Below are 13,076 nucleotides of genomic sequence, written 5' to 3'. Positions count from 1 at the left end.
CTCTCCTGCACCAAAAAAGCTGCCCGCAACAGCAGGCAGCCAAAAGCATTTATATAGATTTTTCGACCTGTTCATATGCTGCCTGCCGTTTAACGGAGATTACTTTAAAAACGTACCAGGCAAGCACGAACACAGTCAGTACGGCCCCGATCGTCATGGAAAGGCCGTACGGAAGACCAAGACCTTCCGGGGCGTAAAAGATGTAGGAGCAGACGACAGCTGTCATAAACATCGCCGGCACGCCGCAGATGAAATGGTTTTTGCCGGCATAGAGCAGGTACATGCAGCCGGTCCAAAGCATCACAGTAGCGACGAGCTGATTGGTCCACCCTACATATCTCCACAAAAATGAGTAATCGATCATGGATAAAAACAGGGCCGGGATAACGACCGGAATAATAGTAAGAATTAAAAGCGGTTTTCCTTTTAGAGATACAGTGTTTGCCACGAGCTCTGCAAGCATCATCCTTGAAGAACGAAGGGCTGTGTCGCCTGTAGTAATAGGAAGCAAAATAACGCCAAGAACGGCAAGTACCCCGCCGAGTGTGCCAAGAAGGCTCGTAGAAATTTCGTTGACGGCGCCGGCCGGGCCTCCGGCGGCTATGGCTGCCTGAAGCCCGCCAGTACCTCCAAAGAAGGCCATACCGGCTGCGGCCCATATGAGGGTAATGATGCCTTCGGCAATCATAGCTCCGTAAAATACTTTCCGCCCTTCTGATTCCTTTTTCAGGGTGCGGGCAATAATCGGGCTCTGGGTGCTGTGAAACCCGGAAATGGCCCCGCAGGAAATAGTCACCATTACCATTGGCCATACCGGCAGCTCATCGGGATGAAGATTGGCAAGTGTAACGTTTGGAATCGTTACGTCAGAAAACACCAGGGCGCCGGCAATACTGACTGCCATAAAGATAAGTACCGCTCCAAAAAGAGGATATATCTTTCCGATCACCCGCTGAATTGGAAGCAGGGCAGCCAGTAAAAAATATGCAAAAATAGCAAAAATGGCGGTGAGAAAACTGAGCGGTGTCAGGCTTGCAATTAATTCGGCCGGCCCGGCGATAAAGGCGGCGGCTACGAGGATCATTAAACAAATGCTTACGATATTGATAAAGCTCTTCATCGGGCGGCCAAGATATCTACCTACGAGGGAGGGAAACTGGGCGCCATTGTGGCGAAGAGAAAGCATGCCGGAAAAATAGTCGTGTACGGCTCCAGCGAAAATGGTACCGAGGACGATCCAGAAAAATACGATTGGCCCGTACAGTGCTCCGAGCAGCGCCCCGAAAATCGGCCCGAGACCAGCAATATTTAACAGCTGGATAAGGCTGCCGCGCCACCAGCTGAGAGGAGCGTAGTCGATATGCCCTTCATTATGATAAGCAGGCGTTTTGTTGCGGTCATTGATGCCGAACGTTTTCTCCACGAAAGATCCGTAAACGATGTAGCCGGCAATCAGCAGGATAATAGCGATAAAGAAAGATAACATAAAACGTTCCACCTTTGCTGCAATGTACTAGAGAAAACCATTGTTATAAATTCTAACTTGTTCTTTCCAAAATGACAATCGTCTATATGGAAAAAACAAAACTTTTTTCACATAGCAATGAAAAGCGATTTTAACCATGTTCAAATGAAGCAAGTCTTACCCATGTGATGACCTTACCTATAATAGGGGTAAACCGTAGTATGAGTGTCCTATGGGTGGTACAATAGCGGTAAATAATGAACGGAAGGAAGGGCGGGTGATGACCATGGACCGTATTGAAACAAAAAAAATAGCTGAAGTCATCCGGGAAAAGATTGAGGAAATGATCAAGCGGGGCGAAGTGAAGCCTGGCGAAAAGCTGGACTCTGTCGTCGCACTCTCGGAAAAATTTGACGTCAGCCGTTCGGCCGTCCGGGAAGCATTAAGTGCCCTGCGTGCCGTAGGAATTGTAACGATAAGGCAGGGCGAAGGGACATTTGTGAATCAGTATGATTTTTCCACTATTACAGAAATGATGAACAGCCGTACCCTCATTTCAAAACAGGAAATGAAAGAGTTGTTTGAAGTCCGGCATGTCCTTGAAAAAGGGGCTTCCGAGCTTGCGGCAGTCCGGCGTTCAGAGGAGGATCTTGAGCGGATGCGTACTGCGCTGGAGCAGATGATGCAGGCAGCAGGCGGGACTGATGATCTCGGAGAACAGGCAGATGTCCGTTTTCACCTTGCAATCGTGGAGGCCTCCGGAAATACTTTATTAACACAGATGATGGGCCGCCTCTCCGACACGATGCAAAAAACAATGTATGAAACAAGAAAAGCATGGCTCTTTTCAGAAAAACGTTCATTCCGGCGGCTTCTTGACGAGCACCAGCGGATTTATAAAGCTATAAATGAAAAGGATCCGGAAGAAGCTGCTGAAGCAATGAGCGCTCATTTAACGAACGTGGAAAAAGTGCTGTCCAAAGGCATTGAGCATATGAACGACTAAGGCGTCCGGATCCGGACGTTTTTTTTGTATGAATGGGGAATTTTAAGCTCTCAAGCCTTTAATACTTGACGAGTAAAAGTTCAGGGGGTAAACTACTATATAGTTCAGGGGGTGTACTAATGAAGGATCAAAAAATGGAAGAAGCGGTGGAACTGTTCGCAGAAGTGATGATTCTCGGAAGGAACCGTATAACAAATGAAATACCCGATAATTTACTAAACCAGATTTCTCCGGAACAGGTGGAGCTGCTGGATTTTTTAATGAAATACGGAGCGATGACATCAACAGAAATACAAAACAGGATGCTCGTCGGAAAGAGTGCTTTGTCCAACCGCCTGAAAAAGATGGAAAACAATGGCTATGTGAAATTTGTACCCAGCAGCGAGGACCAGCGGGTAAAATATGTAGAAATTACGGATGAAGGCAAAAAATCTCATGAGCGGCATACACGTCTTGTAAATGAATATGTGTCTGATCTGCTTCAGGACATAAATGAAGAGGAAGTGGAGCAGTTTATCCAGACCTTTCATAAAATACGAAGCATACTACAAAAAGGTGGACAGCAAAAATGAAAACAATACTACAGTTTCGCTGGTGGATAGCTTCTTTAATATTAATCTTCACCGTGGTACTTACGGTCGTTTCCCCGAGTTTATCGAATTTGGCAGCTGACAAAGAAACGCTGCAAATACCGGAAGAGGAAACATCCTCCCAGGCCCAGGAGATACTGGATGATAATGGGGAGGGTGGTAACACCATCAGTGCGGTAATCCAAACAGAGAACCAGGTGGATGGAGAGGAACAGGAGAATATTCAATCGCTGATTACCTCCATCGAAGACGAAGACATTGAAGGTGTATCAGAGGTCACGGATCCATTTGGCAGTGAGGAGACAGAAGAACAGCTGGTTGCCTCGGGCGAAAATGTTGTCGTTATTCCGATCTCCATTGAAGGAAACAGTGACACGGCGGTTAATGCCGCCGAAGAAATTCGTGATTTGAACGAAGCTTCGGACATGGAAATGTATGTCACCGGAGAATCACTTTTAAACCAGCAGGTAAATGAAGCTAGCCAGGAAGGGCTGGAGCGTACGGAAGTTATTACAGTAGTGCTGATTCTTGCGCTGTTGTTTGTTGTGTTCCGTGCGGTTATTACTCCATTTGTACCGCTTGTGGCAGTTGGCCTTACGTATTTGATCAGTCAGTCGATTATCGCTTATTTAGTAGACTGGTTTAACTTTCCGGTTTCCAACTATACGCAGATTTTCCTTGTAGCGGTTCTGTTTGGGATCGGTACAGATTACTGTATACTTCTTTTGAGCAGATACCGTGAGGAGCTGGCTGCCGGGCTTGATTACAAAAAAGCCATCATACGGACGTATAAAACAGCCGGTAAAACGATGGTTTACAGTGCGCTTGCCGTGCTTGTAGGCTTTACGGCGATTGGCTTTGCAAACTTTTCCGTTTTTCAGTCCGGTGTTGGTGTGGCGGTTGGTATCGTCGTATTAACAGGCGTTCTTTGGACGATTCTGCCGTTCTTTATGCTGACATTGAAGAAGGCTTTGTTTTGGCCATCGAAGCTTCACAACGGTCATGCTGACAGTAAAATATGGAAATGGCTGAGCCGCGTGTCCGTCTTCCGGCCGCTGCTTGCCATTCTCATTGTTGCTGTCGTGACTGTGCCGCTATTATTAACATTTGATAATTCGCGGTCTTACGATACAATTGATGAAATTGACCAGGATACAGAAGAAGTTACCGGTCTGAACTTAATTGAGGAAGGCCTCGGTTCCGGACAGGCGCTTCCGATGCAGATTGTTATTGAATCAGATGCATCGGTGATGGAGCCGGAGACACTTGCGTATGTGGAGGACTTGAACCGCTCTGTTTCCAATTTGGATGAAGTAGAGGCAGTACGCAGTGCGACCCGGCCTGCCGGAGATGTTATCGAGGATTTTTATGTAAACAATCAGATCGAAGATGTGAGCACGGGTATTAGTGATGCCCGCGATGGCATTGAAGAGACTGAAAATGGACTGCAGGATGTTGAAGACGGTCTGGCCGCGATTCAGGAACAGCTTGGAAGCAGCGACACGGAAAACTCCTCCCTGCAGGATGCGGCTGATGGCCTCGGCGAGGTGAATACGGCGCTCGGGCAGGTGAGCACTCAGCTGGCGAATGCATCTTCCCCTCAAGAAGCGTCAGCTGCTTCGGAGCAGCTGACCGGGATCAGTCAGCAGATTACCGAGATTCAAAGTGGTCTTGAAGAAGGTCAGCAGGAGCTTGACCAGCAGACAGAAGAGCTTGACCAGCTCGCTGAAACGCTCGGCGAACTCGAAAACGGGGTGTCAGACTCCCGTGACGGGCTGACTGAAATCAGTGATGGCCTGGAAAGTGCTGAAACCTTTACCGGCGAGGTTTCTGAAGCAAACTATGTTGAGGGCACCGGCGTGTACCTTCCGGAGGATACCATCGAGGATGAAGATTTTCAGGATGGTGCATCCAATTATGTATTCGACAATGAAAACGGCATGACCATTGAAGTGGGCTTGAACGCAGACCCTTATTCCAAAAAAGCAATCCAAAGTGCAGAAGAAGTTAAAGAGGTTGTAGAAATGAATACGCAGGGCACGCCGCTGGAGGATGCGACGATTGAATACGGAGGCGTCCCAAGCGTGAACAGTGATTTGCAGTCGGTCAGCTCCAGTGATTTTGACCGGACAGTGCTCATCGTTCTTGTCGGTATTTTTGCGATACTCATTATTCTGCTCCGTAATATTATTCAGCCGCTTTATATTATCGGCGGGCTTGTACTAGCGTATTTTACAGCGATGGCTGTAACAGAGTTGATATTTGTAAACGGGCTTGGGTATCCAGGTATCGCCTGGCCGGTACCGTTCTTCGGATTTGTTATGCTTGTAGCACTCGGAGTGGACTATTCCATCTTTCTGTTAAGCAGGTATAACGAAGAAGCAAAAGCCGGCGTGCGCACAGGCATGCAGACGGCAATGATTAAAATGGGCACGGTAATTATTACCGCAGCAATCATTTTGTCAGGCACGTTCGCAGCAATGCTTCCGTCGGGAGTGCTTACGCTTCTCGAAGTAGCTACGGTTGTTATTACCGGACTGCTGCTGTTTGGGCTGATTGTACTGCCGCTGTTAATACCGGCGCTGATCAGCTTCAACTCGGAAGAAAAGAATCCAAAGAAAAAACAAAAGCAGCAGCGATAAAAAAGAAACTCTGCCTTTCAAACGGGGCAGAGTTTCTTTTGCGTTATAAAGTATGGCGGAAAACGTAGCTGGATGCCTTGTAGTCAAGCCGTTCATAAAAGCGATGGGCGTCAGTGCGCTGCAGGCCGGAGGCTAGAATCACTTCCGAGCATCCGTGTTTTTCTGCGTATTGATGAACAGCCTGGAGCAGAGTTTCGCCGTGGCCGTTCGACCGGGCGCTTTCCGCCGTCACAAGTTCATGAACCCATGCGTGTCTGCCCCAGGCGAGGCTTTCCAAAAGCTCGAGTCCGGCTACTGAGACTACCGCTCCGTCTTCTTTTAACGCGAACAGCTGATACGAAGGGTGGCGGGAAAGATAATCATTGAAGGCTTCCCAGCTGAGAGAAGGCCGCAGGGATTGAATAACTTCAAATGCTTTTTTGTAATCGGATCGTTTATTTAAAAATGTAGTAGTCACAGCCATAAGTGAGATATCCTTTCTGCACGAAAATAAGACCCGGAAGGCCGGGCCTTATTACGTAATATTAATTATGCGTGCTGCTCTAAGTTTTTTCTGGCTTCTTCTGCAGCACGGACCATGTTTTTAAGGGCTTCAATCGTTTCGGGCACATCACGTGTTTTAAGTCCGCAGTCCGGGTTAACCCAGAACAAATTGCTCGGAAGTACGCGCAGGGCCCGGTCGATCATTTGAGTCATTTCTTCGACTTCTGGTACGCGCGGGCTGTGAATATCATAAACGCCAAGGCCGATGCCTTTGTCATAAACAGCAGTTTCAAACGTTTCGATAAGCTCCCCGTGGCTACGGGACGTTTCAATTGAAATAACATCAGCGTCGAGCGCGCGGATTGACTCAATCATGTCCTGAAATTCGCTGTAGCACATGTGCGTATGGATCTGGGTGGTATCCTTGACAGAAGAAGTAGAAAGCCGGAAGGCGTGTACGGTCCATTCCAGGTATTCGTCCCATTCTGCTCTTTTTAGCGGAAGGCCTTCACGAATTGCCGGTTCGTCCACCTGGATCATTTCAATGCCTTCGTTTTCAAGCGCAAGCACTTCGTCATTAAGAGCCCGGGCAATCTGAAAGGCTACTTCTTTTTTCGGAATGTCATTGCGTTCAAAGCTCCAGTTCAAAATCGTCACCGGACCGGTAAGCATCCCCTTCATCGGTTTTTCGGTCAGGGTCTGCGCGTACTTGGTTTCTTTCACGGTCATTGGTTCCTTAAACTCAACATTTCCGTAAATCACCGGCGGTTTGACACATCGGGAACCATAGGACTGCACCCAGCCGTTGGAAGTGAATGCAAAACCGCCAAGTTTTTCTCCGAAGAATTCTACCATATCGGTACGTTCAAACTCCCCGTGCACGAGAACATCGAGACCAATTTCTTCCTGGATATCGACCCATTCCTCCATTTTATTTTGAATGTACGTTTCGTATTCTTCTGCGGAAATTTCACCCTTTCTCACCCGGCGTCGTTCGACCCGGACTTCACGCGTCTGCGGGAAGCTTCCAATTGTAGTGGTTGGAAGCTTCGGCAGCTGAAACTTTTCCTGCTGAAGCGGACTTCTTTCTTCGAACGAAAGCGGGCGGGACGAAGGAATGTCTGCTGCAGTGCTGCCAGCTGACTCCTGACGCCACGGGGCGTTTTTAACGCGATCAAGCTGGGCAGTGTTTTGTTCAAGCTCTGCCTTCGTATCTTCCCCATTTAATGTGCGTGTAACAAGGTTGATTTCTTCAAGCTTTTGGTCCGCAAAAGAAAGAGCATCCAGCAAAAGCGAATCAAGCTGGGTTTCATGTCTGGTTGTAACCGGTGTATGCAGAAGACTGCAGGAAGGCTGGATTTCAATATGTTCACTGCCTGTTTCTGCCTGAATATCCTTGGCGAAAGCGACAGTGGCACTCACATCCGCTTTCCAGATGTTGCGTCCGTCAATAACGCCTGCACCCAGCACTTTGTCTGAAGGGAAGCCGTGGTTTTGCACGTTCGCCCAGTTGCCATCCTTGCCGTGAACAAAATCAAGACCAAGTCCTGCGATCGGAAGAGCAATAATGTCTTTATAATGAGAAACGCTGTCGAAATACGTTTGCACAAACAAATCCAGTTCAGGTACTTCGCGATTGAACAATTCATATGCCTTCCGAATTAACGGAATATCTGTTTCAGGAAAAGACTGAACAAAAGCCGGCTCATCGATTTGGACACTTTTCGCTCCTGCATCCTGCAGCTGCTGCAGCACTTTCTGGTAAAGCGGCAAAAGGTCGTTAAACAGCTGTTCAAACTGATGTTCTTCGTAGCCTTTAGAAAGCTTCAGGAACGTATATGGACCGATTAGGTATGGACGTCCTTCAATACCTAATTCAGAAGCTGCTTCCTGATAGGCTTTTAATGGGTAGTTATCTACAAGGCGCGGCTTTGCGTTTTGAAGCTCCGGCACGATGTAGTGATAGTTGGTGTTAAACCACTTTGTCATCTCGCTTGCCGGCGATGCCTTCGTGCCCCGGGCTACTGCAAAATATGTAGATAGGGAAGAGTAGCCCGCAGAAGCGTCAAAACGCTCCGGGACAAGTCCGAACATCACGGACGTATCGAGTACATGATCGTACAGAGAGAAATCGCCCACAGGAATTGAATCCACACCGCGTTCCTTTTGCTTTTTCAAGAAATCCAATCGGAGTTCTCGGATTTGATGTTGAAAAGATCCCTCATCGAGCTTTCCTTTCCAGTATGATTCCAATGCTTTTTTCCATTCGCGTTTTTCGCCTAAGCGTGGATAGCCCAGGTTGCTGCTGGTCCATGTCGTCATTAAATTCTTTTCTCCCTTCCAGTAGTACTCGAGTGTCCTCTTATTCTTTATGTAAGAGGCAGTCATGTAGCCAAACTATATCTTTTTCTGAGTTAAAGTGTCAAGGTATTTTACAGAATATTTTCACGTTTAGAGCAGTAAAAAACACCCTCAGTCAGTGCTGAGAGTGTTTTTGCTTAAAATAGCAGTGGCTATGCTTTGCTTTCCTTCGTGTTGCTTTTGCTTCCGCGCACTTCGCGCTTTTCCATCGTATCGGGTCTGGTGTTTTTAAGAAAGAACGAAAGCACAAGGCCGACTATGGCTGCAATTAAAGCTACAAAGAAAGCTACATTAATGCCATGAATCAAAGCGCCGGTCTGGCTTGATACTTCTCCTGCCCTCGCCGCGCCGGAAGCGCTCTGGGACATGACAGTAATCAGTACGGCTGTTCCAATTGAGCCTGCTACCTGGCGAAGCGTGTTCGTCATCGCCGTACCGTGGGCAATCAGCGAATTAGGAAGCTGATTCAGTCCGGCAGTAGTCATCGGCATCATAACCATGGCAACGCCGAGCATACGAAGCGCAAACATAGCCGTTAAAAACGCGATGGAAGAGTCGTCTGTTAAAAACATATACGGTATGGTGCCGACCGTTAACAAGGAAAGTCCGGTAATCGCAAGTCCTCTTCCGCCGACTTTGTCGAAAATGCGGCCGGTAATAGGACTCATCAGGCCCATTAAAAGAGCCCCCGGTAAAAGCATCAGACCGGAATCCAGGGCGGAAAAGCCACGTGCGTTTTGAACATAAAGAGGAATAAGAGTCTGAGAGCCAACCATAGAAACAAAACAGGCCATGGCAACCACAACGGTCAGCGTAAAGATAGGGTTCTTTAATACACGAAACTCAAGTATTGGCCGTTCCACATGCAGCTGTCTCCATATAAACAGGAACAGGGCAACAGCGCCCACGGCAAGAGTGGTGAGCACGGTGGCACTTCCCCAGCCGCTGTTTCCGGCAGCGCTGAATCCATACAATAAGCCTCCGAACCCGGCAGTTGAAAGCATAATCGATAGTAAGTCGAGCTTTGGATGTTTAAGCTCCGTCACGTTTTTCAGCAAAAAGTACGCTAAAATAATGTCCACAATGGCGATTGGAAGAATAATATAAAATAGCGTATTCCAGGAATATGAATCCACAACCCACCCGGAAAGGGTAGGGCCGAATGCCGGTGCGAAAGCAATGGCGAGTCCGGCGAGTCCCATAGCCTGGCCACGCTGGGAAATAGGAAACATGGTCATGATGGACGTCTGCATCAACGGAATCATAATTCCGGCGCCGACGCCCTGAATAACCCGGCCGGCCATAAGCAGTCCGAAGGTTGGAGACAGGGCTGCAAACAGGGTCCCAATTGCAAAGGAACCCATAGCGAACAAAAACAGGCCCCGGGTGGTGAATTTTTCAATGAGAAAAGCGGTGATTGGAATCATAATCCCGTTAACGAGCATAAAAACGGTCGTTACCCACTGAGCTGTGTTGGCGCTCACGTTTAAATCAGCCATAATGCTTGGAATGGCCACAGCCAGCAGAGTTTGGTTTAAAATAGCGATAAACGCGCCAGTAAGAAATACTGCGATAATTAAATTTCTTGTTTTCGCAGGTACTTGTGTAGCTGCTTCTTCAGGCATGACAAGCCCTCCTTCAGTGTAATACATTTCATGATTATCAATTTTTATAAAACTAATTGGTTTTTAAAGAACTTTTTAGTTTTCATCAGCATATAATAACGCCAGCTACAGGAAAAATCAAGAAAGTTGTTTTGAAGAAAACAAGCATCTGATTTTTTGTGCTGACGGTTTGAGGCTTGACTGTGCAGTTATAAAAGCCGGTATAGCAAGAAAACCGTAACAAATGAACGATACCGGGACTGGGGAGTTACTGAATAATTTCCCGCAGGATATTAATATTAATTTGTAGGTCTTCCTTTTTTTCAAGAAAACAAAACAGGGATTCCATAACAATCATTTCAGGCTTAGATTCGTAGAACTCCTGGTTTAAGCGGTCTACTGCTTCCACCCACTGCTTTTTTTCATAGGAGGGAAAGCGGTAATGAATAAAGGCCCGCACCTGCTGAATAGTCCGGTCCCAGAGCTCCTTCTGATCGATCTCCCCGTAATGCCCCTGAAGATTAAATGGTTCCATATCTTCGCTCGAAAATACAGAAGCATAGGAGGATTTGTGTTTGATAATACTTTCAATATTAGTAACCAATACTTCGGCGAGCTGTTCGAAATCAAAATTGTAACGGTCAACTTTCTCAGCGAATGCAATCATTTCTCTGCTCATCCCCTGCATGCATATGGCAAGATCCCACACGAAGGGCTCTATATCGGCACCAAACGTCTCGAGAAGGGTATCTTTATGCCAGTTCACCATAATGAGCTGTCCTTGCTTTAGAAGGGCCTTGATATCATCAGACTGCTTGTTAATGGAAGCCGATTGATAAAGCATCCATACGTATTCCCGGTGCTCAACGAGACCTTCGATTTCTCTTGAGAGCTTGGCAATAAGCTGGTCCCTCGGCTGCTTGGACTGCTCATTGCGGGCGTAATTGGCACGGTGAATAATATGATTTAAATTGTCTCTTACAATTTGCGCGAGGATGTCTTCCTTGGATTGAAAGATTTTATAAATCGAAGCTTTAGACATTCGGCACGCTTCAGCAATATCCTGAACTGAGGTGTGAAAAAAGCCTTGACTGGAGAAAAGCTGCATCGCGGTCTGCTGAATGTATATTTTCTTTTCATCCATGACCACACCACCTTAAAACGATCGAGTTTTTTTAGTACCTTTAAGTTTCAACTGTTTAATAATAGTAGATTTTAATTAGAAAAGCAAGATCTTTGACTATCTTTAAAAATATATTTAAGATAAATAACGTAAAACTGACTAAAAAGATAGGAATGGGGGATTATCATGGCAGTAACAGTACAGCCCGTTTCCCAGCAGGAGACTGCCGAAAAAGCTTCCAAGAAACTGGGAGCACCGCAGAATAAGCTGGTTACTGGCGGGTTGATCGTATTTGCTATTTTAACGTTATATCTTGCATTAACCCAGTCAATCGTGCAGCCACTTCTGCTTACGATCGGCCTGCTTCTGGGATATACACTTTTTCATGCCAGGTTTGGATTTACCTCGGCGTTTCGCCGCTTAATGTCCGTCGGTAACGGGCAGGCGCTCCGGGCCCATATGGTAATGCTTGCAGCAGCGGTGACCTTGTTTGCACCAATTCTTGCTGTTGGCTCGACCTTTTTTGGCGGGGACGTGGCCGGATATGTCAGCCCAGTCGGTGTGAGTGTGGTCGTTGGATCGTTCATGTTCGGTCTCGGGATGCAGCTCGGAGGAGGCTGTGCTTCCGGAACGTTATACGCGGTAGGCGGCGGTCGGACGAACATGTTCATTACGCTGCTCTTTTTTATCGTTGGATCTACCGTGGGAGCATATCACCTTTCGTTCTGGACAGATGAAACTCCTTCCTTTGGTTCGATTTCACTGGCTACCTCGACTGGCCTTGGCTACACGGGAGCCTGGATAGTATCTTTACTCATTTTCGCTGCTGTAATTGCAGTAACATTAATTATTGATAAAAAGAAAAATCCGCCGGCAATGGCTACTCTGCCGACAGCGAGCGGTTGGAAACGCATTTTCCGCGGTTCGTGGCCAATGATGATTGCGGCAGTAGTACTTGCTGTATTAAATGCGTTAACTCTGCTTACGCGCGGTCAGCCGTGGGGCATTACTTCCGCCTTTGCACTCTGGGGGTCCAAAGCTGCTGAAGCTGTAGGTATCAATGCTTCGGGCTGGGACTACTGGAGCGGAGAAAGTGCGCAGGCGCTGCAGACGACAATTTTTGCTGACTCCACTACTGTGCTGAACTTTGGCGTTATTTTAGGCGCATTTATTGCTTCAGCCGCGGGCGGACTGTTTAAGTTTACGAAAGTAACGGTGGGTAATGCTTCTGCTTCCATTATCGGCGGCCTCTTAATGGGCTACGGGGCGCGGCTCGCTTTTGGGTGCAACATCGGTGCTTACTTTGGAGGCATTGCTTCCTTTAGTGTACACGGTTATGTATGGGCAGTATTTGCATTAGCCGGCACATTCCTTGCTTTGTTTTTGCGGCCGTTGTTCGGGCTTTCTGTACCAAAGCCAAAAGACACGTTCTGTTAATACGAAAAAACCTCCCTGAACGTGCACTGACCTAGAAATATGAGACAAGATAAAGCACCTAGCCGTTAGCCTTCTGCCGTCCGGTATTCCACCGGCGTGTGGAAGGCTAATTTCGTCAAGGGTCGCTGATAGTTGTAATAATACATGTACGTCTGCACGTTTTCTAGTATAATTGGAAATGTTAGGGGCACCCCTTTCGGGGTGCGGAATCCTTCCGACTTTAGCGAGGAATGGAAGGATTCAATGACGGCATTATCAAAGCAGTTGCCTCGGCGCGACATGCTTGTGATAATGCCTTTTTTGTGGGCAGCCTCCTGAAAGGCATACGACGTGTACTGGCAGCCCTGGTCGCTGTGCAACATCGT

General features: G+C 47.4%; 10 protein-coding genes. 4 read left to right on the top strand and 6 right to left on the bottom strand.

Going from position 1 to position 13,076, the window contains the following annotated elements; translation table 11 throughout:
• Positions 1–49: 49 nt before the first annotated feature.
• Complete coding sequence (locus G548_RS0108070) at positions 50–1,486, bottom strand: carbon starvation CstA family protein (RefSeq protein ID WP_022793651.1); 1,437 nt, start codon at positions 1,484–1,486, stop codon at positions 50–52.
• Between the two features lie 259 nt (positions 1,487–1,745).
• Between G548_RS0108070 and G548_RS0108065 the strand changes: the two genes are divergently transcribed.
• The 3 genes from G548_RS0108065 (at position 1,746) to G548_RS0108055 (ending at position 5,703) form a co-directional block, all read left to right on the top strand.
• Complete coding sequence (locus G548_RS0108065) at positions 1,746–2,471, top strand: FadR/GntR family transcriptional regulator (protein WP_022793650.1); 726 nt, start codon at positions 1,746–1,748, stop codon at positions 2,469–2,471.
• A 119-nt stretch (positions 2,472–2,590) separates the two neighbouring features.
• A complete protein-coding gene (locus G548_RS0108060) occupies positions 2,591–3,043 on the top strand; it encodes a MarR family winged helix-turn-helix transcriptional regulator (RefSeq protein ID WP_022793649.1) in 453 nt (150 codons plus the stop codon).
• Positions 3,040–5,703 carry an MMPL family transporter gene (locus G548_RS0108055; RefSeq protein ID WP_022793648.1) on the top strand — a complete coding sequence of 888 codons (2,664 nt, stop codon included), beginning with the start codon at positions 3,040–3,042 and terminating at the stop codon, positions 5,701–5,703. Before G548_RS0108060 ends, G548_RS0108055 begins: the two co-directional genes overlap by 4 nt.
• A gap of 43 nt (positions 5,704–5,746) precedes the next feature.
• Here the strand turns inward: G548_RS0108055 and G548_RS0108050 are convergent, their stop codons facing one another.
• The 4 genes from G548_RS0108050 to G548_RS0108035 all read right to left on the bottom strand — a co-directional run bounded on the left by G548_RS0108050 (position 5,747) and on the right by G548_RS0108035 (position 11,295).
• Positions 5,747–6,166: a GNAT family N-acetyltransferase gene (locus tag G548_RS0108050; protein ID WP_022793647.1), complete on the bottom strand. Its 420-nt coding sequence runs from the start codon at positions 6,164–6,166 to the stop codon at positions 5,747–5,749.
• A 65-nt stretch (positions 6,167–6,231) separates the two neighbouring features.
• Positions 6,232–8,508 (bottom strand): 5-methyltetrahydropteroyltriglutamate--homocysteine S-methyltransferase, encoded by a 2,277-nt coding sequence (gene metE / locus G548_RS0108045; protein WP_022793646.1) that lies wholly within the window; start codon positions 8,506–8,508, stop codon positions 6,232–6,234.
• 191 nt (positions 8,509–8,699) lie between these two features.
• Positions 8,700–10,172 (bottom strand): MDR family MFS transporter, encoded by a 1,473-nt coding sequence (locus G548_RS0108040; RefSeq protein ID WP_022793645.1) that lies wholly within the window; start codon positions 10,170–10,172, stop codon positions 8,700–8,702.
• 247 nt (positions 10,173–10,419) lie between these two features.
• Complete coding sequence (locus tag G548_RS0108035; RefSeq protein WP_022793644.1) at positions 10,420–11,295, bottom strand: TetR/AcrR family transcriptional regulator; 876 nt, start codon at positions 11,293–11,295, stop codon at positions 10,420–10,422.
• A 165-nt stretch (positions 11,296–11,460) separates the two neighbouring features.
• On the opposite strand from G548_RS0108035, the gene G548_RS0108030 reads away from it, so the two are divergent.
• Positions 11,461–12,711 carry a YeeE/YedE family protein gene (locus G548_RS0108030; protein ID WP_022793643.1) on the top strand — a complete coding sequence of 417 codons (1,251 nt, stop codon included), beginning with the start codon at positions 11,461–11,463 and terminating at the stop codon, positions 12,709–12,711.
• A gap of 65 nt (positions 12,712–12,776) precedes the next feature.
• Here G548_RS0108030 and G548_RS0108025 read toward each other — a convergent pair.
• The coding region (locus G548_RS0108025) for an integrase core domain-containing protein (protein WP_022793642.1) at positions 12,777–13,076 on the bottom strand (300 nt) is incomplete at its 5' end.

The organism is Marinococcus halotolerans DSM 16375 (genome assembly GCF_000420725.1).
Taxonomy (GTDB): domain Bacteria; phylum Bacillota; class Bacilli; order Bacillales; family Marinococcaceae; genus Marinococcus; species Marinococcus halotolerans.
Note: the sequence above shows the minus strand (reverse complement) of the source record. Positions and strands in the feature narration are given on the sequence as shown.

What these genes read in the sequence shown, in the direction of transcription:
- G548_RS0108070 (WP_022793651.1), bottom strand. Translation starts at nt 1,486, where the DNA reads ATGTTATCTTTCTTTATCGCTATTATCCTGCTGATTGCCGGCTACATC.
- G548_RS0108065 (WP_022793650.1), top strand. Translation starts at nt 1,746, where the DNA reads ATGACCATGGACCGTATTGAAACAAAAAAAATAGCTGAAGTCATCCGG.
- G548_RS0108060 (WP_022793649.1), top strand. Translation starts at nt 2,591, where the DNA reads ATGAAGGATCAAAAAATGGAAGAAGCGGTGGAACTGTTCGCAGAAGTG.
- G548_RS0108055 (WP_022793648.1), top strand. Translation starts at nt 3,040, where the DNA reads ATGAAAACAATACTACAGTTTCGCTGGTGGATAGCTTCTTTAATATTA.
- G548_RS0108050 (WP_022793647.1), bottom strand. Translation starts at nt 6,166, where the DNA reads ATGGCTGTGACTACTACATTTTTAAATAAACGATCCGATTACAAAAAA.
- metE (WP_022793646.1), bottom strand. Translation starts at nt 8,508, where the DNA reads ATGACGACATGGACCAGCAGCAACCTGGGCTATCCACGCTTAGGCGAA.
- G548_RS0108040 (WP_022793645.1), bottom strand. Translation starts at nt 10,172, where the DNA reads ATGCCTGAAGAAGCAGCTACACAAGTACCTGCGAAAACAAGAAATTTA.
- G548_RS0108035 (WP_022793644.1), bottom strand. Translation starts at nt 11,295, where the DNA reads ATGGATGAAAAGAAAATATACATTCAGCAGACCGCGATGCAGCTTTTC.
- G548_RS0108030 (WP_022793643.1), top strand. Translation starts at nt 11,461, where the DNA reads ATGGCAGTAACAGTACAGCCCGTTTCCCAGCAGGAGACTGCCGAAAAA.